Source organism: Nonomuraea sp. NPDC051298, from assembly GCF_055586305.1.
Map to the genome: position 1 here is coordinate 1 of NZ_JBVJIM010000047.1, position 23,231 is coordinate 23,231.

General features: G+C 69.7%; 20 protein-coding genes and 1 pseudogene. 9 read left to right on the forward strand and 12 right to left on the reverse strand.

Annotated elements, in window-relative coordinates; genetic code table 11:
* Positions 1–577: 577 nt before the first annotated feature.
* Positions 578–796, forward strand: a pseudogene (locus tag ACZ6S0_RS51500) (Tn3 family transposase); the annotation flags it as partial.
* A gap of 85 nt (positions 797–881) precedes the next feature.
* Here ACZ6S0_RS51500 and ACZ6S0_RS51505 read toward each other — a convergent pair.
* Positions 882–1,823 carry an SDR family NAD(P)-dependent oxidoreductase gene (locus tag ACZ6S0_RS51505; protein WP_465928248.1) on the reverse strand — a complete coding sequence of 314 codons (942 nt, stop codon included), beginning with the start codon at positions 1,821–1,823 and terminating at the stop codon, positions 882–884.
* A 187-nt stretch (positions 1,824–2,010) separates the two neighbouring features.
* Between ACZ6S0_RS51505 and ACZ6S0_RS51510 the strand changes: the two genes are divergently transcribed.
* The 3 genes from ACZ6S0_RS51510 to ACZ6S0_RS51520 all read left to right on the forward strand — a co-directional run bounded on the left by ACZ6S0_RS51510 (position 2,011) and on the right by ACZ6S0_RS51520 (position 5,184).
* Positions 2,011–2,916 (forward strand): helix-turn-helix transcriptional regulator, encoded by a 906-nt coding sequence (locus tag ACZ6S0_RS51510; RefSeq protein ID WP_465928250.1) that lies wholly within the window; start codon positions 2,011–2,013, stop codon positions 2,914–2,916.
* A gap of 553 nt (positions 2,917–3,469) precedes the next feature.
* Positions 3,470–4,408, forward strand: a complete 939-nt coding sequence (locus tag ACZ6S0_RS51515) for a hypothetical protein (RefSeq protein ID WP_465928252.1) — start codon at positions 3,470–3,472, stop codon at positions 4,406–4,408.
* A gap of 551 nt (positions 4,409–4,959) precedes the next feature.
* Complete coding sequence (locus ACZ6S0_RS51520) at positions 4,960–5,184, forward strand: hypothetical protein (RefSeq protein WP_465928254.1); 225 nt, start codon at positions 4,960–4,962, stop codon at positions 5,182–5,184.
* Between the two features lie 35 nt (positions 5,185–5,219).
* Here ACZ6S0_RS51520 and ACZ6S0_RS51525 read toward each other — a convergent pair whose 3' ends face one another.
* Together ACZ6S0_RS51525 and ACZ6S0_RS51530 are read right to left on the reverse strand one after the other, a co-directional pair.
* Entirely contained in the window at positions 5,220–5,744 is a 525-nt protein-coding gene (locus ACZ6S0_RS51525; RefSeq protein WP_465928256.1) for a hypothetical protein, read from the reverse strand.
* A gap of 274 nt (positions 5,745–6,018) precedes the next feature.
* Complete coding sequence (locus ACZ6S0_RS51530; protein ID WP_465928258.1) at positions 6,019–6,720, reverse strand: TetR/AcrR family transcriptional regulator; 702 nt, start codon at positions 6,718–6,720, stop codon at positions 6,019–6,021.
* Positions 6,721–6,925: 205 nt separating this feature from the next.
* Here ACZ6S0_RS51530 and ACZ6S0_RS51535 point away from each other — a divergent pair, with 205 nt between their 5' ends.
* A complete protein-coding gene (locus ACZ6S0_RS51535; RefSeq protein WP_465928260.1) occupies positions 6,926–7,762 on the forward strand; it encodes an SDR family NAD(P)-dependent oxidoreductase in 837 nt (278 codons plus the stop codon).
* Positions 7,763–8,170: 408 nt separating this feature from the next.
* Here ACZ6S0_RS51535 and ACZ6S0_RS51540 read toward each other — a convergent pair whose 3' ends face one another.
* From ACZ6S0_RS51540 to ACZ6S0_RS51560, 5 genes are all read right to left on the reverse strand, one after another.
* Entirely contained in the window at positions 8,171–8,617 is a 447-nt protein-coding gene (locus ACZ6S0_RS51540) for a hypothetical protein (protein WP_465928262.1), read from the reverse strand.
* Positions 8,618–8,719: 102 nt separating this feature from the next.
* Positions 8,720–9,388, reverse strand: a complete 669-nt coding sequence (locus ACZ6S0_RS51545; RefSeq protein WP_465928264.1) for a CGNR zinc finger domain-containing protein — start codon at positions 9,386–9,388, stop codon at positions 8,720–8,722.
* 17 nt (positions 9,389–9,405) lie between these two features.
* Positions 9,406–9,720 carry a hypothetical protein gene (locus ACZ6S0_RS51550; RefSeq protein WP_465928266.1) on the reverse strand — a complete coding sequence of 105 codons (315 nt, stop codon included), beginning with the start codon at positions 9,718–9,720 and terminating at the stop codon, positions 9,406–9,408.
* Positions 9,721–9,865: 145 nt separating this feature from the next.
* Complete coding sequence (locus ACZ6S0_RS51555; RefSeq protein WP_465928268.1) at positions 9,866–13,093, reverse strand: glycosyl hydrolase family 95 catalytic domain-containing protein; 3,228 nt, start codon at positions 13,091–13,093, stop codon at positions 9,866–9,868.
* A gap of 297 nt (positions 13,094–13,390) precedes the next feature.
* Positions 13,391–14,326, reverse strand: coding sequence for a CAP domain-containing protein (locus ACZ6S0_RS51560; RefSeq protein WP_465928270.1), 936 nt, complete (start codon positions 14,324–14,326; stop codon positions 13,391–13,393).
* Positions 14,327–14,578: 252 nt separating this feature from the next.
* On the opposite strand from ACZ6S0_RS51560, the gene ACZ6S0_RS51565 reads away from it, so the two are divergent.
* A complete protein-coding gene (locus tag ACZ6S0_RS51565) occupies positions 14,579–15,079 on the forward strand; it encodes a BBE domain-containing protein (protein WP_465928272.1) in 501 nt (166 codons plus the stop codon).
* 95 nt (positions 15,080–15,174) lie between these two features.
* On the opposite strand, the gene ACZ6S0_RS51570 is transcribed toward ACZ6S0_RS51565, so the two are convergent.
* A complete protein-coding gene (locus ACZ6S0_RS51570; RefSeq protein WP_465928274.1) occupies positions 15,175–16,395 on the reverse strand; it encodes an epoxide hydrolase family protein in 1,221 nt (406 codons plus the stop codon).
* The gene (locus tag ACZ6S0_RS51575; protein WP_465928276.1) at positions 16,392–16,856 is read right to left on the reverse strand and encodes a MarR family winged helix-turn-helix transcriptional regulator; all 465 of its coding nucleotides are present in this window, start codon (positions 16,854–16,856) and stop codon (positions 16,392–16,394) included. The genes ACZ6S0_RS51570 and ACZ6S0_RS51575 overlap by 4 nt, the downstream gene beginning before the upstream one ends.
* Before the next feature lie 767 nt (positions 16,857–17,623).
* Between ACZ6S0_RS51575 and ACZ6S0_RS51580 the strand changes: the two genes are divergently transcribed.
* Complete coding sequence (locus ACZ6S0_RS51580; protein WP_465928278.1) at positions 17,624–17,851, forward strand: hypothetical protein; 228 nt, start codon at positions 17,624–17,626, stop codon at positions 17,849–17,851.
* A gap of 520 nt (positions 17,852–18,371) precedes the next feature.
* On the opposite strand, the gene ACZ6S0_RS51585 is transcribed toward ACZ6S0_RS51580, so the two are convergent.
* The gene (locus ACZ6S0_RS51585) at positions 18,372–19,943 is read right to left on the reverse strand and encodes an MFS transporter (RefSeq protein ID WP_465928280.1); all 1,572 of its coding nucleotides are present in this window, start codon (positions 19,941–19,943) and stop codon (positions 18,372–18,374) included.
* 122 nt (positions 19,944–20,065) lie between these two features.
* On the opposite strand from ACZ6S0_RS51585, the gene ACZ6S0_RS51590 reads away from it, so the two are divergent.
* Positions 20,066–20,524, forward strand: coding sequence for a MarR family winged helix-turn-helix transcriptional regulator (locus tag ACZ6S0_RS51590; RefSeq protein WP_465928282.1), 459 nt, complete (start codon positions 20,066–20,068; stop codon positions 20,522–20,524).
* A gap of 265 nt (positions 20,525–20,789) precedes the next feature.
* Here the strand turns inward: ACZ6S0_RS51590 and ACZ6S0_RS51595 are convergent, their stop codons facing one another.
* Entirely contained in the window at positions 20,790–22,019 is a 1,230-nt protein-coding gene (locus ACZ6S0_RS51595) for a helix-turn-helix transcriptional regulator (RefSeq protein ID WP_465928284.1), read from the reverse strand.
* A 133-nt stretch (positions 22,020–22,152) separates the two neighbouring features.
* Between ACZ6S0_RS51595 and ACZ6S0_RS51600 the strand changes: the two genes are divergently transcribed.
* On the forward strand, positions 22,153–22,767 hold the full coding sequence (locus ACZ6S0_RS51600; RefSeq protein ID WP_465928286.1) for a flavodoxin family protein: 615 nt from the start codon (positions 22,153–22,155) through the stop codon (positions 22,765–22,767).
* The last annotated feature ends 464 nt before the right edge of the window (positions 22,768–23,231 follow it).

A 23,231-nucleotide genomic window follows, 5' to 3' on the forward strand; every position in this document is an offset into this window, starting at 1 on the left:
TCCGGCGGATACGACTTCATCGCCACGAGGAACTCCTTGTCTCCGGATCTCCATCATCCGGCACTCAAGGTGTCCACACATCGGGGCGAGGGCCCAACCGGCTCGGCGGCCGGAAGGTGCCCGCGGGCGCGCCGACCGGCTTCGTGCCCGCCAAGTACCCCCGACTACCTGGCCCAAGGCCCGCAAGTCCGGGGAGGACACCGCCTACCGCCACTTCTGGGAGCTGTGCGTGATCTTGTGCCTGCAGGACGGGCTGCGCAGCGGGGACGTCTTCGTGCCCGGCTCGCGCCGCTACGCCGATCCGGCCACCTACCTGTACACGCCCGAGCAGTGGGCGCCCCGGCGCGGTGAGTGCTGCCGTCTGGTGGGCAAGCCGCCGGGCGCGGCTGAGGCGCTGGAGCAGGGCAAGGAGAAACTGCATGAGGCTCTGGAGGAGCTGGAGAAGACGCTGGCCCAGGCGCTGCTGGATGACACCGGGACGGTCCGGCTGGATGAGGAGGCGCATCTGGTGGTGCCGCCGCTGTCGGCCGAGGACGTGCCGGCCGAGGCCAAGGCGCTGAAGGACGAGCTGGCCGGGATGTTGCCGTTCGCGCCGATCGCCTCGCTGCTGATCGAGCTGGACGCGCGCACGCACGTCCTGGACTGCTTCACCCACGTCGGCGGGCGCAAGCTCAGCACGTCCGTGGAGACCAAGCGCAACATGCTGGTCGTGCTCATCGCGATGTCCACGAACCTAGGCTTGGCCCGGATGTCGGAGGCCTGCGGAGTGTCCTACGACGTGCTGGCCTGGACGATGGAGTGGTATGTGCTGGCCCGCCGCAATTGGTGGGCTGGGTGCGGTGGGCGGGTGGGGAAGCACCGCGGGGCCTCTTGTCGGTTTGTCAGTTGGTTGTTCGTGGGGTCTGTTCCTGTGGGAGTTGTTCCAGCCAGTTCCAGAGGGCGTGTTCGCGGTCGGGGTTGTAGGACTCGGTGGAAGACGGCATGGCTTTGGTTCGGTGGATGTAGGCGCCGGTCGGGGCGGGGGTGGCGCCGAGGATGGCGTCGGCGAGTTTTTTGCCCGCGGGGGCGGGGGTGTCTACCAGGGGTGTGGCCGCCAGTATCGGGACGATTCTCCGCATCAGGAAGGGGAACGCGCCGCCGGTTTCTCGGGCGAGTCCGGTTCCGATGACGAGGCTGGGGTTGTAGGCGATGATGTCGACGCCTTCGGGCAGGCGGCGGGACCACTCGTGGACCAGGTATATGCCGCCGAGTTTGCTGGTGACGTAGGCACGGCGGCCGGCTCGGACGTTCCCGGAGCGGTTGAACGCTCCGGGGCGGGAGATGTCCGGGATGGCCCACCGGGGCGAAGGCATGGTTCCTCCGGTGTGTCGGAGGTCGCCGAAGTGGGCGTCGCTGACCGTGACGACGATGCGGGCCGGTGGGTGAAGGTGGGGGTGGAGTTGCCGCAGGAGCTGGTGGGTGGACATGACGTTCACGGCGAAGGTCCGCTCGTAACCGTCGACTGTGGCCTCCAACGCGTTGGACAGGTGCACACCCGCGTTGAAGACCAGGCCCCACAGTGGAGGCAGGGCGCCGGAGTCGAGGAGGTCTTCCAGGCGCGCGCCGGCGGCGGCGACGCTGGCCTTGCTCGCCAGATCGATGTCGACGTGTGAGACGTGTGGGGAGATCTCCCGCAGGCCCGGCAGTGTCTCGGCGGCGGAGGAGGCCCGTCCGAGAACGACCAGGTGGGTGTCGGGGCGGCGTCTGAGGACGTCCCGCGCGGCCTCCAGTCCGATCCCTCGGGTGGCGCCGGTCATGATCAGGGATCGGTTGGCTGTGGTCATGGGGGAGTCTCCTGGGCTGGGGTCGGGTGGGTGCTGGCGGTGGCGTCGACCCGCGTCGACGTCCGCGTTCTGCGTCACCATCGACCCTGACGCGGCCTCCGACAGTCAGGGAGATCGCCTCGAGCCTGGTACCGACAGGGCCACACTCCGACCGGAAGCTCGCCCCACGGGGAGGGACAATGAATCCATGCGGGGAGATGAGCGGTCAGGTCTGGGCGAGTACCTACGTCACCACCGCTCCCAGATGGCGCCCCGGGATCGGCCCGGAGCCTCCCCTCTGTCCCACCGGCGTGTCCCGGGTCTGCGACGTCAGGAACTCGCCGACATCGCGGGCATCTCGGTCGAGTACTACACCCGCCTCGAACAGGGCCGCGCCGCCCGCCCGTCGCGGGAGATCCTCGCCGCGCTGGCCCGAGCGTTCCGGCTCTCGAACGCCGAACGGGACCACCTCTTTCGCCTCGCCGGCGAGCGCCCCCCGCCATCGCGGGCACCCGCCACCGAGATCCGCCCCGGCCTCCAGCAGCTACTCGACGGCCTGAACGACGTCATGCCGGTCACCATCCACGACGGCCGGCTCGACATGCTCGCCTTCAACACCGCCGCCGCGTACCTGTTCGGGCCCCTCTTCGACGACGGACCCTACGGCCGCAACATCGCCTACCAGGCATTCACCGCATCGGGACTCGACAAGGTACTCGGGAACGAAGGGGCCGAACAACTAGCCCGGGTGGCCACCGCCGAACTCCGCAAAGCACTCAGCCACTACCCGGAAGACGAGTATCTCCGCTCCCTGTTCCGCGAACTCTCGACCAGCAACCCCGAGTTCGACCGCCACTGGCAGAAGGGGGAGATCGGCACCTGGAGTTCCGCGATGAAACACGTCAACCACCCGACAAAGGGCCCGCTCACCTTCGACAGCGAAATGCTCCACGACCCCGAGAACGACCACTGGGTCATGCTCTTCACCCCCACCACACCTGACCCACCCAACCCCCCAACACCACGCCCCGGCGCCGGTGACTTGGGTGCGGAACAGCCAGTGAGCCCCGGCTCCCTCGCAGGTCAGAGCGTGATGATCTTGTCAGCCACGTAAGGCACGGTGCTGAACCGGGCAGCCAAATGCGCGAGGTTCGCGGCCCTGTCCCTCAAGCGCGGTGAGCATCAGGAGGTGGTCGGCGTTCCCCGGCAGCGGTAGCCGCCGATGCGTCCGCCGTTCATCCCTCTGCATGGGCCCGGAATCCCCAGAGGTGCATCGAGCCGTGTTTCTGAACCCCGCATGCGGCAGACCGGCGAGGTGCGACGCAGCAGACCGGGGGAAGGGCGCCGTCCGCGAAGCGGCCATGGTGACGGTATGTCCCTGGTCCATAGCACCACGCCGGTCCCGCTTCCCCCGCCCCTGCGCTTCGCCTCGACGGTGGCCAGGACGCGGTCGTCGTGGTGCGGAACAGGCTTGCTTCGGGAGCCCGGGGACGACCCGGCTCGAGGCAGCGGGTTTGGGCGCATGGGTTCGGCAGTGAAACAGGAGTGCTGGTCTGCCGGCACTCGGGTGAAAGGCGTTCGCGTCCTGGGCGTGGTGGGCCGAGCTGGCTCAGCGCTCCGGGCCGGTCGGCTGGAACATCCGGAGTGTCTTGTTCGTCATGCGAGGTGTGACCAGTTCGCCAGTTTTTGACGAGCGGCTGCGTGACGCGGCCGTCCGCCTGCACCGAGCCGACCACCTGCGGCGGCTGCGTGAGGCCACCGCAGAGCAGATCCAGCAGGCCCATCGCACCCTGGCTGACCTGGAGCTGGAGTTGTCCCTGGAGGAGGACGACGTCACCCGTCTGGAAGGCGGGTTGTCCGCCGTCCTGGCACGCCTGCTGGGCAACCGCGAGAAGCGGCTGGACCGCGAGCGTGCCGAGGCGGCCGCCGCCAGGCAGCGGGTCGACGGCCACCGCGCCCGCCTGTCCCGGCTTGAGGCGGATGCGCGTGCGGCCGAGGCCGAGCTGGCAGGGCTCGCGACAGCCCCGAAGGAGTACGCGGAGTTGCTGGCCGAGAAGGCGCGGCAGCTCATCAGCGGCGGTGATGCCCGCGCCGGGGAACTGGCCGACCTCGGTGCCGCTCTCGACCGCGTGACGGCGAGCGTACGTGAGCACGCGGAGGCCCACCGGGCTGGGCGGGCAGCACATGACGCGCTACGTCATGTGCTGCGCCATCTGAACTCGGCCAGGAACGCCTCCACCTGGGACATGTTCGGTGGCGGCCTGATCGCCGACTTGATCGAGTCCAACCGGCTGGACGCCGCCGACGAGGCCGCGTGGCAAGCCCAGCGGGCCCTGGACGTCTTCTCCCGCGAGTTGGCCGACGTCGACATCTCCCTACGTGCTCAACTGTCCGGGGTGGACACGCGGTGGTTCGTCGACCTGTTCTTCGACAACATCATCACCGACGTGATCAAGCATCAGCGGATCGAGAACACCCGCGCCGAAGTCGTGGAGACGATCCAACGGGTCCGGGACGTGGGCGCCGACCTGAAAGCTCGCCACGCCGAGCTGTCCGGCGAGCGCAAGCGACTGCTGGCCAGGCGGGAGGAACTGCTGCGCGGCTGAGGCTCGGACACAGTGGCTGAGGCCAGAAATCGGTCACCGAGATCCGATGCGCTCCCTGTCACATGATCAGCCTGCCAGAGGCCCATCCCGATACAGAGCCGACACCTGTCTCACCCGACTCGAGCACCACCAGATCTCCGCATCGGCCTGTCTGCCAACAGTCCCCCTCTCCCTTCCGGTGACGCCACACAGGCGTGAAAATTGGGGTGGGTTGCCCGCCGACGCCGGACCGCAACCAGTTGACGTCAGCAGGGCGCTCGACGCCGGGATGTCCGCGCGCATGGCGGTGGCATCGGCGCCATACGCGACCAGGGTCATCAAGGCTGTTCCGTTGTTTGAGGTGCTCACCGGGCCTCTGCGCCGGCTCGTTCAGGAACGGTCCAAGGGTCGGTGGCAGCGGTCCACGGTGAACAGCGGCGCGAGGTCGAGCACGACCTGCAGCCGGTCAAAGTGATCGGCTCAGAAACCAACCCGGTTGTGGTCACCATGGGCTCGATACTCGAGCCACTGCTTCTATGACGAACATATGAGCACTAAGCCGATCACCAACCGTGGAAGAGAGCATCCACGCCTACGTGCAGGAGCAGGTGGGAGCCGGTCGGGCGCGGAGTGTGTCGGCGTATTTCAACGAGGCCGCGTTGCATCGCATGGAGGTCGAGCGGCAAGCCGATCTCGCGTGGCTGCATGCGGTGGAAAGGGCCCAGGAGGATCCCGCTGTCGTCGAGCGTGCCGCACGCCGGGCACGTAAGGCCCAGGAGATCCTGCATGGCCGCTGACGGCTACGTTTTGGACGCCGCGCGCGCGGCGCTCCTCAGCCAGGTCCGCCATGATGTCGCGGGTGTCGTCGTGGTCGCCAGTCAGCAGCGCCTGCAGGGCCACGTTGAGCCGCAGCCCCGGCGGCCCGTTCCTGCCCGGTACGACGAGCTTCGCGTAGCAGCGCCACCTCGTCGGCCACCTCGTCCAGGTCCTTGGAGTACAGCTTCAGCGCCCCGCCGATGGAGGCGACGAGGGTGCCCCTGATCGGATCCGGCGGCAGGGTTTCGAGCATCCGGTGGATCTGCACCACCCGTACCGGGTCGCCGGCCGACCAGGACGCCCGTGCCGCGTCCACCAGCATCGACGCGGCGGCGTCCGGGTCGAGCGGCGCGACCTGGCGGACCGCCTCGACCAGCACCTCGTGCACCGTGCGCAACGAGCCGTGCTCGGACTCCACCCGGGCCCGCACGGTCGCGATGCGCGCCAGCATCCGGGCGTCCTCGGCGAGCCGGAGAGCCAGCCCGACCGGGTGCCGGGCGCGATCGGGCAACCCCGCGTCCACGGCGACGTCGGCGGCCAACGCCAGCCGCCGCGCCCGCTCCGGCTCCTCGGGGGTGAGCCGGACGGCCCGTTCCAGCGCCGCGACGGCCGCCGACGTGCCCGGAACACCGGCGGGCCCGCAATGCTGCCGCCTCCAGGTCCGCCGCCACCTCCTCGTCCGGCCCCGTGGCCGCAGCCCGGTGCCAGGCCGCCCGGTCGGGGTCGCCGACCAGGGCGTCCGCCAGCGCGGCGTACGTCGTCCAAGGACTGCTCTCCTCTCCTGGTTCCCTGTGAGGGGTGGGATAGAAGTGCAGTTAACAGGGACCAGAGGCGTGAGGCGGCATGGTCTGTGCGCGGGCGAGGGTTCCGGCGATGAGGGTGGCCACGGTCTGTTGAAGGGTGGCGGTGAAGTCCATGCTGAGGGCGGCCAGGGCCGGGTCGGCGGCGTAGGCCTGCAGCATGGCCGGTGAGGGACGCGAGTGGGTCCAGATGGCGCCGGTGACCATGATGGCCTGGGCGCAGACCTGCTGAGTGGTGTCGCCGAGTTCGGGCAGGCGGTCGCGGGTGAGGGCCGCGAGCGTGGTGAGGTTGGCGACGGATGCCTTCTTGTAGCGGGCAGCGACGTCGGCCGACACGTTGTGTTCCAGGACGCCCGCCTGGGCGCTGAACAGGTCGCACAGGACCTGCCGGTCGGTCAGGGAGGACGCGTACACCGCGGCGAAAGCCTCGGCACGTCGCTGGACAGGGTCGGCAGGGTCGATTGCCGCGGTCAGCAGGGCGGGCAGGTCGGTGTTCCATTCGGTCCAGGCCCGGTCCAGCAGTTCCAGCAGGATCGCCTCGCGGGACTCGAAGTAGCGCAAGACGTTGGACTTGGCCATGCCCGCCTGACGGCTGAGCTCGTTCAGCCCGATTTTCGCGACCGGCATCTGGGTGAGCATGCCGGCGGTGGTGTCGAGAATCGCCCGCCGCCGCTCCTCCTGCTGCTCCTGGCTGCGCGCCCGCTGAAAACCCGTCATGCCCTCAGTTTAGCGACCACCGGTCCTTTGACAAGCGACCGCCGGTCGCTTAACGTGGGATGAGTACAAGCGACCATCGGTCGCTAGAGCTGCGGCGTGCGGCGCGACCGGCGTTTCACCTGGTCATAGCCGTTTCGGCGAGGACCATCGGGTAACTGCCGAGTGGCGATCCGCACGCTGCCAATCTCGAAGAACGGGGTAGTTCATGTCGAAGGTCTGGTTCGTCACGGGAAGCTCGCGGGGCCTGGGCCGTGCGATCGTCGAGGAGGCGCTGCAAGCCGGAGATCGGGTGGTCGCCACCGCCCGCAAGCCCGAGCAACTGGCCGACCTGGTCGCGACGTACGGCAACCTCGTGCTGCCGGTGGCGCTGAACGTCACCGACGCCGAGCAGGTGAGCGACGCCGTCGCCGAGGGGCTGAAGGCGTTCGGCCGCTACGACGTGGTGGTCAACAACGCCGGCTACAGCGACCTCGCCGCGGTGGAGGACGTCACCCTGACCGACTTCCGGGCGCAGATCGACACCAACTTCTACGGCGTCGTCCACGTCACCAAGGCCGTCCTGCCGATCCTGCGCGAGCAGGGCTCCGGGCACATCTTCCAAGTCTCCTCGCTCGGCGGCCGGATCACCTCCCCGGGCCTTGCCGCCTACCAGAGCGCCAAGTGGGCGGTGGGCGGCTTCTCCCTGGTAGCGGCCCAGGAGGTGGCACCGTTCGGCATCAAGGTCACCGTGCTGGAGCCGGGCGGCATGCGCACGGACTGGGCCGGTTCGTCGATGACGGTCCCGCCGGTCAGTGAGCCCTACCAGCAGACCGTTGGCGTGTTCGCCGACATGATCCGCAACGCCGACCCCGAGGCCGCCGCCGCCAACTCCGCCGACCCGGCCCGGATCGCGCAGATCATCGGCGACCTCGCCGGACGCGACGACGCGCCCACCCGGATCTTGCTCGGCCGCGACGCGCTGCAGTACTGGGACGCCGCCAGCGCCGCCCAGGCCGAGTCCGACGCCAAGTGGCGTGAGGTCTCCGAGTCCGCCTGGGCCTGACTTCTGCTCAGCGCCGCCTACCCGCCCCGACCCCCTCACCGGACCGGCGTGCCACCAGAACGTCTCCCCAGAGCCGCCATCCCAGCTTCGGGGAGCCTCCGAAAGAGAAGACAGCATGAACCTCGTGGGTAAGACCGCGCTCGTGACCGGAGCGTCCAAGGGCATCGGCTACGCCATCGCCGATCTCCTGATGACCCACGCTTTCGTCCAGTAGCGCCGTGGCGGCGGTGGCACGAGCGCCTCGATGGTCATTCGCCGTGTGTGGGCTCGTCGTGCTGCGGGCTGGGAAGGCGGTGTCGGTCCCTCGTCTGGGAGGCGGTAGGCGGTCCGGAGATTGTGCGGATTTTCCGGCCTTGGTTGGGCGATAGTGGCGAGGCGAGCGCTGAGGAGCAGGGGGAGCAGGCTCGGTCAGAGCTGATGCGGGCCGGGGTGCGGGCCCGGGTGGCACGGCTGCTGCGCACCTCGGTCTCCGGAGCGCGCCGCTGGTCGCCTCCGGTGCTGCTTGCGATGTCGTCGGTGGGGGCGTTCGGGGCGTTCCTCGAACCGGGCGACGCCGCAGCGGGGGCTGCGGTGCTGGGAACCGCCACCGCAGTCGGCGGCAATCTGTTGACCGACATCGTGAAAGCGGGCATCGCCCGCCTCGGCGAAAACAGCGGCGATGGTGTCGGCGGCGAGTCGTCGCGGCAGGCGCTGGAGGCCGAGTTGGAACAGCGCATCCAGCAGATCCTGGAGGGCGGCGGACCTGAGGCTGAGGAGTTGCGCGCGGAGATCGCGCACCTGCTGCACCAGGTCGGCGCGGTCGGCGCCGCCATTGAGGCGACGGTCCAGGCCGGGGACCCCGACCTGCAGGAACACCTGACCCGTGGCCTGGCCGGCTCGATCCGGCCGTCTACCAGCTCAGACAAGACAACATCCCGAAGTGTGACAAGGATCTTCCCTGGTGAGCACGGCCACGCCCTACGGGGTGCCCGCCCGCGCGGCGCGGCGGCGCTCGGTGAGCCGCCGGGACTTGGCCGTGGTGCCGCAGTCGGCCATGCGGCACCAGCGGCGGGAGCCGTTGCGGCTCTGGTCGAGGAACAGCCACCCGCAGCCGCCCTCAGAGACGGGACAGCGGCGCACCCGGGTCAGGTCGGCCGTCCGCAGCACGTCGAGTGCGGCCTCGGCGATCCGATCGGGAATCAGCATGGCCGGCACGGTGCCGTAGGTGAGCCGGATCCGGGTCGGGTCGCCCCTGTCGAGCACCAACGTCGCCCGGGCGGCCGCCCCGGACCACCGCTCGTGCAGCCCGACCAGCGCGGCCCCAGCCGCGATCGGGTCGCCCTCGCCGTCGCCCGCCGCGCCGCCACCCGAGGGCCGGATCGCCGCGAGCAGCGCGAGGTGCAGCCCTTCCCGGAGGTCGCGCGCGGCGGCCAGCCCCGCCCGCGCCGCCGCGGGATCCTCTCGCCACGCCGCATCGGCCCGGTCGGCCTCCGCGTCGCTGACCAGGCCCACCATGACCGTCCAGCGCAGCAGCGCGGAGGTGTCGGTCAGGTAGTCATGGGGCGGCTCGCCGTGTTCGAGCGTGTTGACCAGGTCGAGTGCGGGGTGCCCGCCGACCAGAGGCAGCCGGCACACGTCGAGTGGCATGCCAACCAGGCTACTCCCTAAGGGGATGACACAGGTTGCGGCGTCACGCGACCATGGTAGTTTCGGGCAGCGGCTCGCCGACGGCCTTCCGCCGGCCGACGAGCCGGGGTTCGGCCAAGTGTCACGGCGAACGCCGCCAGGCTGAGCAGCGCCCCGGCGAGTGCGAGTGCCCGTGCCGCGCGGGCGAGGGCGGCGGTCAGGCCCGCGATCCCGCGTACCAGCAGCAGCGGACCGATCGACGGCTCGGCGAAGCCGCTGAAGCAGGTCAGGAACGGGCTGATGCAGGTCAACGCCGTGAACGCTCCCGTGACCGCCACCGCCGTGGTGGCCACGATCGACAGGTACCGGCCGCGGTCGGGGCGCGCTGCCCCGCTCCGCCGCGCCCTGCCCGGGCGGCATGCCGGGCAGGGCGACCATGACGGTGACCAGCGCTTGAGCTACCCCCTAAATCAATTTAGACGGTAGGGCGGCCGTCGTTCAAGACGCAGGGAAGGCGACGTTCTGCCAGGTCTTCACCTCCTCGGCGGTCAGCGCCCGCGCGAGTACGGCGGCGCGGTCCACGCCGCCGGTCATCCGCTGCCCGCCGTTCTGGTCGGCGCCGAAGCGCAGCGGGCGGGAGGAGCAGCCGGTGATGCCGTCCGAGCTGACCTGGGCGGTGGCCCTGCGCTCGCCCTCCACGTAAGCGGTGACCACGCCGGTCCGGTCCAGGGTGACCACGACGTCGAGCCAGCGGCCGGTGGGCAGGGTGGTGTTCAGCCCGACGTTGGCCCCCGCGCCGATGAAGCGCAGCCTGTTGTCCGGGGTGACGTCGATGAGCACGCCGTCGGTGCCCGGGTCGCCGGACGGCTGCGAGTCGAACAGCCGCCGGTAGCCACTGCCACCGATCTTGACCTCGGCCGCGAACGTCGCCTCCCGCACCAGGCCGAGCGTGGTCGCGCCGGTCGTCAGGAACGTGTTCCCGTCCAGCACCAGCCCGCTGCCGCTCGGCGCGGTGGTGTCGTAGGCCGCCGCACCGCCGGTGACGGTGGCGTCCCGGCCGTTGCCGGAGGTGTCGGCGACCGTGCCGCCCTCCTTCGGGTCCCAGGCGACCAGGCGCGAGCCGGGTGCGGGCGGCGCGCAGGGCTCCAGGGCGAGCGCGGCGGTGGCCGCGCCCTTCCAGGAGCTCCCGGTGACCGCCGCCGACAGCACCGCCCGCCGTGAGCCGTCCGCCGGTCCCGGGGTGACGGTGAAGACGGCGGTCCGCGTCTGGCCGGGGGTCGTGGCGGGCAGGTGGCGGGTGGCCGGTTCGACGGTCCAGCCCTGCGGCGCGGTGAGCGTCACGTCGCCGGACGGGACAGCGCGGCGGCGGGTGGCGGTCACGGTGACCTCGGCCTGGAACGGGCTGCCAGGACTGGCCGTGGCGGGCGCCTTCAGGGCGACGGCGGCCTCGTTCTGGATGGTGTACGCCTTGCCGGCACGGGCGTTCCAGCTCAGGGTGTCGCCGTCGCGGTGCGGGCCGACTTCGTGACCCTGCTCGTCGTAGACGCGGTAGCGGCCGGCGATGAACGACGACCTGACCTTGATCGGGCCGGTCTTGCCGGGACGCACGGTGACGGTGGAGGGGGCGCCGTCCTTCCAGGTGGCGTCCACGGTGATGTCACCGCGGGCACGCAGGCCCGACACGGACCCGTCGCGCCAGGTGGACGGCAGCGCGGGCAGCACGTGCACCACGTCGTGCTGGCTCTGCAGCAGCATCTCGGAGACGCCGGAGGTGGCGCCGAAGTTGCCGTCGATCTGGAAGGGCGGGTGGGTGTCCCACAGGTTGTCCAGCGTGGAGCTCTTGAGCTGCTCGGCGAGCATCTGGTGGGCGTGGTCGCCGTCCAGCAGCCGCGCCCAGAAGTTGATCTTCCAGGCCTTGGACCAGCCGGTGCCGCCGTCGCCGCGGGCGTTCAGAGAGACCTCGGCCGCCGCCGCCTCCGGGCTGCCCGGGATGATCTGGTTGCCGGGGTGCAGGGCGTAAAGGTGGGAGACGTGCCGGTGGGTGTCGTTCGGGTTGTCCCAGTCGGTCTTCCATTCCTGGAGCTGGCCCCAGGAGCCGATGCGCAGGCCCGGGTCGAGCTTGGCCAGGGCCGCGCTCGCCTCAGCCTGGAACTCCGGGTCCACCTTGAGCGTCTTGGCCGCGGCGACGGCGTTGGTGAGCACCTCGCGGACGATCTGCTGCGACATCGACGCGCCGGCGGAGAATTGGCCGTTCTCGGGGGAGAAGCTCGGTGAGACGACCAGCTTGCCGTCGCGCGGGTCGATGTAGAGGAAGTCCAGCCAGAACTCGGCCGCGCCCTTGATCACCGGGTACGCGGTCTTCCGCAGGTAGTCGGTGTCGCCGGAGAAGCGGTAGCTGTCGTACAGGTGCTGGGTGGTCCAGGCGGCGGCCTCGGGGAACCAGAAGGAGGCGGCGTAGTCGTGCACGCCGGTGAAGCCGAAGGGGTTGGTCTCGTTGTTGACCACCCAGCCGCGGGCGCCGTACATGTCCTGCGCCGTCTTGCGGCCGGGCTCGACCATGGCCGAGATGTAGCGGTCGTACGGCTCGGTGGTCTCGTGCAGGTTCGTCTGCTCGGCGAGCCAGTAGTTCATCTGCAGGTTGATGTTGACGTGGTAGTCGGCCGACCACGGCGGGCTGGTGGAGTTGTTCCACACGCCCTGCAGGTTGGCGGGGAGGAGGTCGTTCTCCCGCGAGGAGGCGATCAGCAGGTAGCGGCCGTAGGCGAAGAACAACGCCTCCAGTGCCCGGTCGTCGGCGGAGGCGCCGCCGGTGTAGTTCCTGCGCAGCTCGTCGGTGGGGACGGCCGGGACGGAGCCGCCGAGGTCGAGCCGCACCCGGTCGAACAGCTTGCGATAGTCGGCCACGTGCGCCTCGCGCAGTTTGCCGTAGCCCTTGGCGGCGGCGGCGTCCACCGCGGCGGTGACCTTGGCGTGCGGGTCCTCACCCCGGTATTCGGGGTAGGTTCCGGCGTAGTCGGTGCCGGCCGACAGCACGAACATGGCGCTGTCGGCACCGGTGACGGTGATCCTGTCGCCGGCGTCGGTACGGGTGCCGCCCTGGGCGATCACCTGGACCTGGGCCTCGAAGTTCATCTTGTTGCTGCTCAGCCGGCCGCGGATGGTGAGCCGGCCGTCGGCGGCGGTGACGGTCTTGTCGTTGCGCGGCGAGGTGTGCCGCAACGTGAACGACACCTTGCCGCCCTGGTCGGCGGCGACCCTGCCGACGATGACGTTGCCGGGGTTGCTGGCGAAGTACTCGCGCGTGTAACGCACCCCGTCGGCGGTGTAGCCGACGCGCGCGACGGCCTCGCGCAGGCTGAGCTCGCGGCGGTAGTCAGCCGGCTGCTGGGGCGCGCCGGCGAAGTCGAGGAACAGGTCGCCGAACGTCTGGTACGCCCCGAAGCCCGTCTTGGGCTGGCCCAGCTCGGCGGCCACCTCGTTCGGCGACACCCGGCCTTCGCGGTCGATCCGCTCCTGCATCTCGGCGATGGCGCCCGGCCGCGGCGTGCGCCAGTTGCCGAAGTCGTAGCCGGTGACGCCGGGGCCGCCGGTCCACAACGTCTTCTCGTTGAACTGGAGCTGCTCCGAGGCCACGCCGCCGAACACCTTCGCGCCCAGCGGGCCGTTGCCGATGGGCAGCGCCTGGGTCTCCCAGTCGGTGGCGGGTTTGTCGTACCAGAGGGTCAAGTCATCGGGTGTGTGAGGGCTGTCGGCGGCGTCCGCGGCGGGGGCGGATAAACCTGTGGCGAGCACCAGTACGGCGATCAAGGCCGAGCTGGCGCGCCGCCGTGGAGGGTGGGGCACGGAGTTCTCCGATCACATGACGACGTTGACCTAGGAGATAACACCGCAATCGCCGCTTTAACAAGAGTTTACATCCGATGTATCCGGAACGACACGCGCGCCCGGGACGGCACCCCGGTCCTGTTGCCCACCGATGCGCGGGGGACCGGAGATCCGATGACTGTCGACGAAGCGAGAGGATCAGGGGGCGGCGAAGTCCTGCGTCCAGTAGAGCTCGCCCCGAGTGCTTTTCGCCGCGCCCACCCCGATGAGGGTGTAGGAGCAGTTCATGATGTTCTCCCGGTGGCCGTCGCTTTCCATCCATGCCTGGACCACCGCCTCCGCCGACGGCTGCCCCATGGCGATGTTCTCGGCCCAGGCCGAGCCGGTGAAGCCGGTCGCGCGGATGCGGTCGGTCATGTCGCGGCCGTCCTGGGAGTCGTGGTCGAAGTAGTCGTTCTTCGCCATGTCGGCCGAGTGCCCGTGCGCCGCCGTGCGCAGCCGCGCGTCGTGCTTGAGCGGCCTGCAGCCGCCCTTGGCCCGCTCGGCGTTGGTCAGCCGGACGACCTCGTTCTCCAGGGCCGTGCCGACGGACGGGCGGGGCGCTTCTTCTTCGGGGGCTGGTGCCTGCGCCGTGCGGGTCTCGTCGGGCGTGGCGGCGGGAGTGGGGGTCGGGGTGACGCAGGTCAGCCGTACGGCCTTGGACCTGCTGGTGCGGCCCCGGTAGTCGGTGGCGACCGCGTAGTAGGTGCCCGGCTCGCAGGGCAGTTTCAGGGCGACGCGGCCGCTCCTGGCGGCACCGCTCTTGATCACGGGGTCGTCACCGGGGGCCACCCGCTTGATCCGGATCCGCAGCAGCGCCGGGTGCACGCAGCCCCTGCGGGCGGCCGAGGTCTGGATCCTGAGCGCGGAGACATCCGGTCGGGTCACGCTCACGCGGCACTCGTCCGACTCGGCGACCGGTTCCGGGGTCGGCGTCCGTGTGGGGGTCTGGGTGGGGTCGGGCGCCGCGCCGTCGGCCGGTGTGGCCGGTGCGGTCGCCTCGGACGTCGCGGCCGCACCCTGCGCCCCGCCGGTGGACGGGGCGCAGGCGGCCAGGCCTAGTACGGCGGCGAGGACCCCAAGAGGTCTACGCATGGGGATTCCTCCAGAGGCGGGAGACGTTCGTGGTCCCGCATTCTGTCGGCTCCGTTACCAATTTGTCACGAAAAATCGGACAATTCACCTGTGATTTGCGTCAACCATAGCGCCCCGTGATGGCTATGTGACACCCGGAGACCCTGATGCGGGAGGCGGACCTGGTGGTGGCGCCTGCCCGCGACGACGCCTCCTACCGGCCGCCGGAGGAACGGCTCAGGGCCGCGCTGACCGGGTACGACGAGCGTGCCGGTGCGGTTCTCGGTCGGCGTCACCAACGGCGACGGCGAGTTCCCGCGCGAGGAGCCCCTGGCCACCACGGCCCTGGTCAAGCGCACACTGACGCCGCCGGCCACGGAGACCAACGAGGTGTGCGTCACGAACACCTCCCTGCGCACCGCCGACGTCTCCTGGGAGGTGACCCGCCCGGAGCCGCTCGTCCAGGCCGCCCGTCCGGCCCTGGAAGCGATCTGGGCACGGCTCGCCCCTCACGTCAACGGGGCCTACGCCAACTTCCTCGCCACCGCCACCCGGGAAGACGTGGCCGCGATCTACCCACCGCGGACCTACCGGCGACTGGCGGCGGTCAAGCACCGTTACGACCCCGGCAACCTGTTCTTTGGAGCAGGATCGCGTCAGCCGATCCGTTCGGCCAGAGCGACGATGATGCCCGTGGGGCTTGTGGAGGCAGCAGAGCCGGAAGATCCTCTCGCGGTGGGCAGAGCGAGTGGGCCGGAGCAGATCCGCGCGTAGTCGAAAACCGCACGCTATGTGAATCCAGTCTCCGACGGGGGCCTGATCATCTGCGCCCGGTTCATGCCCTCTCGCGCCGCCCGGCGGGGCGTCCGTCAGCGGCGGCCGCGGAAGGTGCGGCGCAGGTCCTCGACCCACTCTCCGGGGATCTCCCACGGGATGAAGTGGCCGCCGCGGTCGTGTGCGGTGAGGTTGACGTGGTTGTACCAGGCGGCCCGGTCGGTGTCGACGAAGTGGCGGACCCGCTGCTCGGTGGTCACGCCCGGCGGGTTCTCGTACCCGACGAAGGTGATGCCGGTAGGCGCCTCCACGACCGGCCAGCGGTCGTGCGATGGGGTCCACGGGTAGCGGTTGTTGTTGGCGTAGGTGCGGATCGAGGTGCCGATCGCGTTGTTCGCCCAGAAGATCATGGCGTGGGTGAGCAGGTCGTCCTTGCCGAACACAGTCTCGATGTCGCCGCCGTCGTCGCTCCAGCTCATCCAGCGCTGCAGGATCCAGGCGAGCATCCCGGCGGGGGAGTCCGACAGCCCATACGAAAGGGTGCTCGGGTCGAGCATGTGCGCGGCGAGGTGGACGGCGAACCGTTTGTCCCGGGCCACGACCTGCGCGTGGACGTCTGCGGGCAGCCCTTCGGGGATGGGCCGGCCGCCGCTCAGGTCCCAGGCCCGGTCGCCGTTGAACAGGTCGAGCTTCAGGCCGGAGCCGATGTGGATGGCGTAAAGCTCGTCGGCGTGCTTGTGCCCGAGTTGCCCAGTGACGAGCGCGCCGACATCGCAGCCGGCGGCGGCGTACCGCTCGTGGCCGAGCGTCTCGGTCATCAGGGTGTGCCAGAGGTCGGCGACCTTCCAGAAGTTCATGTCCGGGTGGTCCGGCAACGGGGTGGAGAATCCGAACCCGGGGAACGAGGGCACGATCACGTCGAACGCCTCGGCGGGGTCGCCCCCGTACGCCCCGGGGTCGGCCAGCGGGTCGACGACCTTGGACCAGTGCCAGAACGTCCAGGGCCAGCCGTGCGTGAGGATCAGCGGTGTCGGGTTGGGCCCCGCGCCGGGCCGGCGCATGAAGTGCACCGGTACGCCGTCCACCTCGACGCGGTAGTGCTCGTACGCGTTGATCGCCGCCTCTGCCTTGCGCCAGTCGTACTCGTCGCGCCAGTACTCGACCAGCTCCCGCAGGTAGGTGCGGTTGACGCCGTAGTAGGAATCGTCGTTGCCCGCGTCGATCGGCCAGCGGGTGAGGGTGAGCCGCTGTCGCAGATCGGCGAGCACGTCATCGGGCACTCGAATGGGCGTTGGCGTCAGAGGGAAATCGGTCATGCTCGTCCTCGCTGCTCGTTCTGGGACTCGCCGAGTTCGGCGATGCGGCGGAGGGCGGGCAGCGCGGCGGCGATCGCGGAGCGCTCTTCGGCCGAGAGCCGCTGGAGAATCGGTGCGAGCCGGGCGACCCGGTCGGCGTAGCGAGCCTCGACGACCTCGGCACCCGCGGGAGTGATGTGCACGAGCACGGCCCGGCCGTCACGGGGGTCGGGCCGCCGCTCGACCAGCCCGTCGTTCTCGAGCCGGGTCACCACCTGCGTGATGGCCGATTGGGTGACCTGCTCGGTCGCGGTGAGCTCGCCGAGCCGCATCGGACTCCGCCGGGCCAGCGTGTGCAGCACCGACAACGTAGTGAAGCTGTGCCGCTGGATCGACGGCAGTCGGATGTAGAAGCCGTTGAACTCCTCGACCGCTGCCGCCATCTCGCCCGGATCCAAGTCGGGCGTCCGCTTCTCCGTCACGCGGGAACTGTATCAGTAACTTATTAAAGTATCTAATGTATATGGGAGTCACCCAAGATGGGGGAGCGGACCGCAGTGGGAAGGGCGCCGTCGCGGCCGGCGATCTCGCGTCCGACGTCGGCCAGCACGCGCATGCGTAGCTCAGGGCCAACATCACGGAGCTACCCCGACGCTGGCGGGGCCCGGCTGGGCGTCTGTGGCTGCACACCGCGCCGGACCTTGAAATTTCCCGCTCGGTTGGGGCCAGCACGCGACCAGTCGCCAGGTGCGCGTTGCGGCTGGGCGAGCGACGTCTGGACCGTTCGGCGCAGTTGATGGCCAGTTCGCCGAAACCCGCCCGTTGCCGCCCCGCGGCCCGCAACACGGCCAACGCCGGTTCGCCGTCCGTCTGCGCGAGCTTGTGGGCGTCCTCCAGTACGCTCGTCGATCCCAGTTGGGCCGCGGGCCGGGAAGATCCCGGAGCACGGCGCCCCGAGGGTGGCCAGCCATGCTTCCCGTCGGGAGGTGAGGGCCCGTCGAGCGCTGAGAGCGCGTCCATCACGGCCGCCAGCTGTATCGTCGGTCTGTCGTGAACGATGTTCGCGGGCCAGATCGGTCCACGGCGTAGCGCCCTGCGGCGTGCCAGAAGGATTCCCGCGACCGCGCCGCCTCACGGGCCTCCGCGACAGCCCCGGCGCGGGCCATCGCAGTGAGTTCGTCCGCGCCTACCCCGGAGACGCCTCGGCCCGGCTGGTGCCACAGGGGAGTCTCGGGCACGAAGGAGACCCATGTCCCCCATCAAGCTCTCCGCCTTGGCCGCAGGCCTGATCGCCTCCGCCGCCGCGAGCCTGATCGCCACCAGCTCGCCTGCCGCCGCGGCGGCCACCGGCCACTGCCTCGACAGTGGCGGCAACACTTCGTCGGGGAAGGTCCCGGCCTACCTGTTCCGCGACTGCTCCAACCCCTCGACGAACCTGAAGTGGATCGTCGAACGCGGCCAGATCAAGAACCGGTAGCGGCCCGCTGCTGAACCCTCGCTGATCGCGGCCCGGTCGCGCGCCGCCAGGCCGTCACGCCTCCGTGAAGACCAACCGCAAGTGCCGCCGATCGCGAAAGCGGTCATCGAGCCGGCCGATGAGCAGTGGTGGGCGACCTGGCCTCAGCCGTGGAGCAGGCACTTCGACCTGCGCGGACGAAGATGGCCTCCGATGCAGAAAGACGCATGTCGCCGACCGGCTGGTGCGCCCGTCCGATCGGCATCAACTACCATCCGCGTCTGACAGACCGCGTAGCGCGAACACACTCAGATCGAAGTCTCCCCATGCCCCTTCCCTCGCGCGCACTGCCGGCCGCAGTGGGCAGTGGCGATCCCCCTCACCTTCGGCGCCCACGCTGCGGGAGGTGCGTAGCGCAATGGTGCCGTCGGGCGCGAACGAGATGGTGAAGGAGTCGGTTTCGTCGTCGCGGTGCATCAGACCGGTCCATACTCCCACGGGGGTCTGGACCGCGTCGGCCGCGAAGTTCGTATTCTGCATGTCAGTTATCCGCCTTCTCGAAGGACTTCGCCGCGTCGTCGGCCTCCGCGGTCGGCGGAGGGTCTGGCACCTGGGCGTTGCGCAGCAGGGCCGCGGCCGCCATGGCCAGCAGCGCGGCGAGCACCGTACCGACGATCGCGGTTGTCTGCAGGCCGTGCACAAAGGCCTCACGGGCCACCGACAACAGCCTGGAGCCCTGGGCGGGCGGTAGTTCGCGGGCGACGTTGACAGCGGCGGCGAGGGTGTCCTTGGCCGTCTCGACGGCGGGGGCGGGCAGGCCTTCGGGGAGCCTGTCGGCCAGGTTCGCCCGGTACACCGCGAATCCGACGCTGCCGATCACCGCGACGCCCAGGGCGCTGCCGAGCTCGGTGCCGGTCGAGGCCATCGCGGACGTGGCGCCGGCCCGTTCGGGCGGGGCAGCTCCCACGATCAGTCCGGTGCCCAGCGAGACCATCGGCCCGAGCCCGAGTCCGATGACGGCCGCCCCTGCCACCGCGACATACAGGTCGGAGGGACCACTGACCCGGGCCAGCAGCACCATGCCGGCCGCAGCGACCACCAGGCCGCCGGCGAGCAGCGTACTCAGCTTCATACGGCTGGCGAGGCCAGGGGCCCCCATGGCGCCGATCATGACCGCGATGGTGGTGGGCAGCGACCAGAGTCCGGCCTGGAACGGGGGCAACCCGCGCACCAACTGCAGGTACTGCATGACGAAGAACTGCGAGCCCGCGGAGAGCAGGGTCGCCAGCACGAGCATGCCGAGGGCGGTTCCGAACAGGCCGTTGCGGAACAGCGAGAGGTCGACCAGCGGCTGCTCAAGGCGGCCCTGGCGATAGAGGAACAGCGCCGCCAGCGCGAGGCCGACGACGACGGCGATGCCCGACTCCGGGCGCAGACCGTCCTCGGCGATCCGCTTGAGACCGAAGATCAGGGCAAGAACTCCGACGATGGACATGATCGCGCTGATGAAGTCCGGGCGGGAGACCGACTCGTCCCGGTACTCCGGTAGCACGAGCGGGCCGAACACGATCAGCAGCAGCATGACCGGGACGCCGAGCAGGAAGACCGAGCCCCACCGGAACACTTCCAGGAACGTGCCGCCGACCAGCGGTCCGATCACTGTGCCGAGGCCGAAGAAGCCGGTCCAGGCCGCAATTGCCGCGCCCTGCTGCTTGGGGTCCCTGAACATGATCCGGATCAGGGAAAGGGTGGAAGGCATCAGCGTGGAGCCCGCGATGCCCAGCAGTGCCCGGGCAGCGATGAGCATCGCCGCATTGACCGCGAATGCCGAGAGCACCGAGGCCACGCCGAACGCGACCGCGCCGATCAGCAGCAGCCGGCGGCGGCCGATCCTGTCTCCGATCGCGCCCATGGTGATGAGGCAGCCGGCGATGAGGAATCCGTAGATGTCCACGATCCACAGCAATTCGGTGTTGCCGGGCCGCAGGTCGGCGGTGAGGGCGGGTAACGCCAGATGCAGCACGGTCAGGTCCATGGCGATGAGCATGGTGGGAAGTGCGAGGATCGCCAGCCCCAGCCATTCCCTTCGGGTCGCCCGCGGTGCGGCCGCCATACCGACATCGGTACTCAACGGAATCTCCTTGCATCGTGGTTGAACGTTGGACAAGCCAATGTTGGCGTGACCAACAATACAGATAATCGTGGGTGCGTCCAACAATTTGCTAGATTGCCGCCGTGGACATCGCAGAGGGAAAGCTGCCGAAGCGGCTGCGCACGCTACCGAGCAGGCTGACCAACCAGGCTGCGCTGGTCGCCAACCGGATCGTGGACCAGGCTCTCGCCAAGGCCGGCGTCCGGCGCTACCACTACGCGCTGCTCGCAGCGTTGGAGGAGTACGGCCCGGCCAGCCAGGCCAGCCTCGGACGCCGCACCGGCATCGATCGCAGCGACATGGTGGCCACCGTCAACGACCTCGCCGAAGGGCGGCTCCTCGAGCGCGCACCCGACCCAGAAGACGGCCGCCGCAACATCATCACCATTACCGCGGCAGGCCGAAGGCAACTCGCCCACCTCGACGGGGTACTCGCCGCCGCCCAAGACGAGTTCCTCACCCCGCTGGCCACCGCCGACCGGCAACACCTGATAGACCTGCTCACCCGCCTCGCCGAGCACCACAGCAGCGAACACCGCTGAGCTCAATCACCTGACCGCACCGGAGTCACGCGTCCATGATCACGCCGTTGCCGTGCCGCTGAACGGCTTGTCCTGCGGATGGTTGTAACTCCGGCTTCAGAATCCGGCGTCCGACTTCGATTGATCCGTTCGCGAGTCCCCAGAGTCCTGGATGACCGACCTCAAGAAACCAGTCGTGATCCCAGGTAAATGCTGAAAGGGGATCGGTGACACCGGTGGGGAGATGCAGCCAGGTGACGGGACGGCTTTCGGACACAGTCAGCCGTCATGGGGTGCGACCATGGGCCAGGGCAGCGGCCTTCCCGCGCGAGCTCACGCCGAGCTTGCTGAGGATGTTGGCGACGTGGAACTTGACCGTGTTCTCGCTGATGCCCAGCCGGGTGGCGATCACCCGGTTACGGTGGCCGAGCGCCAGTTGCTCGAGGACGTCGCGTTCGCGCGGGTTGAGGGCGTCCAGTGGGCCCGGGGGCTGGGGGCGTACCGGACCGAACGGAAGGTCTGCGGTGATCGTCGTGCCCCAGCCCGGGACGGCGTCCACGTCGAGCGTTCCTCCCAGCACCGCCATCCGGTCGCGCAGCCGGTGCACCGACAGGGCGTCGGTCGCCAGCGAGCCGGGACCGTCATCGCGTAAGGTCACCCGCAGCAGCGAATCCTCCGCCTCCCAGGAGAGCCTGACCCGGCTCAGCCCGCCGTGTTGCAGCATCGCCAGCACCGCGCCGCGTACCACTGATCTAGCCGCCCTGGCCACCTCCCCTGGCAACCGCCTGTCACGCTGTTCCGGCCCCGCCAGCTCCAGCCTGAGATCGTGATAGCGGGCGAGCACGGAAAGCTTCTCCGCCAGCAGGTCGAACGCTCGGCCCGCCGACTCTTCCCCCACGTCGCGCTCGCCGCCCGCCCTGGCCTCCAGGAGCGCGGGCACGGCCAACTGGACCGCGACTCGCCGGGCCGCGGCGTCGTCGAGTCGCCTGGACCGCAGGACGCCGAGCAGCGAGGTCAGCGTCGCGGCGTGGGCGTCGGCGAGGTCTTCGACGGCCGTGACAGACGGGCCCGTCACGTCATGCGGCTCGGCGTGTGACACGCGGTCGGTCAGGTGCACGGTCGTCAGTTCGACGAGCTTCGTCACGATCTCCCGCACGTCAGGTTCCGGTGGGCCGGTGCCGGTCGTGACGACGGCGAGCAGACCGCCCGTGGTCTTCGGCGGCTTGACGGCCACGGCCAACACCGGCCGCTCGACCCCCGCCAGCGTGAACGGGCCGAACCAAGGGCGATCGACGGCCACCAGGGGGACGAGGCGGCTCACCTCGTCGGCGCTCACCCCGTCGATCCCGTGGATGAGCAGCGGGGACATCAGCAGGCAGTCCCCGGTGAACAACACCAGCCCCTGGTGCGGCACCAGGGTGGACAGCACGGCCGACAACTCCGGCAGAACGCCGTCGAGCGGCGCCCGCACCACCCTCAGCGCCGCCATCAGAGCGGCCGACCACGGCTCCGCCATGGCCCCGATGGTAGTAGGTCCCTTCCCCTGGTCTGCCCACTCGTTCGGGTGGGCAGGCCCACCCGAACGGCCGGTCCGCGAGGGGGCCATGGCGGCCAAGCTGTGCGCATACGTCGTGACGAAAGGAATCGCCATGAAGAACGAATCGAAGCTGGTGGTGGTGGCCTACCACAGCGGGTACGGGCACACGGCCCGACTGGCCGAGTCGGTACGCGCGGGAGCGGCGTCCGTGGACGGCACCAAAGTGGAGCTGGTCTCGGTGGACGGCATCACCGAACAGGAATGGTCGCTGCTGGACACGGCGGACGCCATCGTGTTCGGGTCGCCCACGTACATGGGGTCGGCCAGCCCGCAGTTCCACACGTTCGCCCGGGACTCAGTCCAGCGCTGGACGGAGCAGGCTTGGACGGACAAGCTGGCCGCGGGGTTCACGAACTCGGGGTCCAAGAGCGGGGACAAGCTGCACACGCTGGAGTACATGGCGCTGCTGGCGGCCCAGCACGGCATGCTCTGGGTCAGTCTCGGGTTGCTGTCCGGGTGGAATTCCAGCACCTCCGCCGAGAACGCGCTCAACCGGCTCGGCTTCTGGCTGGGAGCGGCGGCGGCCTCGAACATTGACGAGGGTCCGGAGCTGATGCACGACTCGGACCTCCGGACGGCCGAACACCTCGGCCGCCGGGTCGCCGAGCAGGCCCACCGCCTTTGCCCGGACCCGGCGCTCCGCACAGGGTGGGAAGCCCGGGTGTGAAGCGGAGCCCGATGAATTCGTTGGTCTCAACCGGCAGCGCTTGTAGGTGGGGTCTGGCGGGGCCGGAGATCGACAGAGTTGAGATGTCAAGGAGAAACGACAGTACAGGGCAGCCCAGCACCACAGCTTTGATGAGCGTGTCATGGCGGACATGGAGGATCCGGCGTCGCTGGATACGGCTGCGCGGCGCGTACGCCTGACGCTCTGAATGAGCCGGTGCACGCTGACCAGGTCCTCACGCTCGCAGCTGGAATCCTGCCCTGGATCGAAGGCGAGAGTGATCAAGCTGTAGGAGGCTAACAGCGCTGGAGCCTCAATCGAAGTTCTGTGTCACACTGCGGGGCGTGAACGCAACCGTGCTCGGCATGGGATTCTCCACCCCCTTTCCGAACGGTCGAATGAGCAGAACGACGTTCTTCCCTTCCCAAGCCCGCAGTGACAGACGACAAATAAGAGGTCGCGCG

What these genes read in the sequence shown, in the direction of transcription:
- ACZ6S0_RS51505 (WP_465928248.1), bottom strand. Translation starts at nt 1,823, where the DNA reads ATGACCACAGCCAACCGATCCCTGATCATGACCGGCGCCACCCGAGGG.
- ACZ6S0_RS51545 (WP_465928264.1), bottom strand. Translation starts at nt 9,388, where the DNA reads ATGCCACTCGACGTGTGCCGGCTGCCTCTGGTCGGCGGGCACCCCGCA.
- ACZ6S0_RS51595 (WP_465928284.1), bottom strand. Translation starts at nt 22,019, where the DNA reads ATGGCGGAGCCGTGGTCGGCCGCTCTGATGGCGGCGCTGAGGGTGGTG.
- ACZ6S0_RS51570 (WP_465928274.1), bottom strand. Translation starts at nt 16,395, where the DNA reads ATGACCGATTTCCCTCTGACGCCAACGCCCATTCGAGTGCCCGATGAC.
- ACZ6S0_RS51585 (WP_465928280.1), bottom strand. Translation starts at nt 19,943, where the DNA reads ATGGCGGCCGCACCGCGGGCGACCCGAAGGGAATGGCTGGGGCTGGCG.
- ACZ6S0_RS51600 (WP_465928286.1), top strand. Translation starts at nt 22,153, where the DNA reads ATGAAGAACGAATCGAAGCTGGTGGTGGTGGCCTACCACAGCGGGTAC.
- ACZ6S0_RS51580 (WP_465928278.1), top strand. Translation starts at nt 17,624, where the DNA reads ATGTCCCCCATCAAGCTCTCCGCCTTGGCCGCAGGCCTGATCGCCTCC.
- ACZ6S0_RS51560 (WP_465928270.1), bottom strand. Translation starts at nt 14,326, where the DNA reads ATGCGTAGACCTCTTGGGGTCCTCGCCGCCGTACTAGGCCTGGCCGCC.
- ACZ6S0_RS51510 (WP_465928250.1), top strand. Translation starts at nt 2,011, where the DNA reads ATGCGGGGAGATGAGCGGTCAGGTCTGGGCGAGTACCTACGTCACCAC.
- ACZ6S0_RS51530 (WP_465928258.1), bottom strand. Translation starts at nt 6,720, where the DNA reads ATGACGGGTTTTCAGCGGGCGCGCAGCCAGGAGCAGCAGGAGGAGCGG.
- ACZ6S0_RS51535 (WP_465928260.1), top strand. Translation starts at nt 6,926, where the DNA reads ATGTCGAAGGTCTGGTTCGTCACGGGAAGCTCGCGGGGCCTGGGCCGT.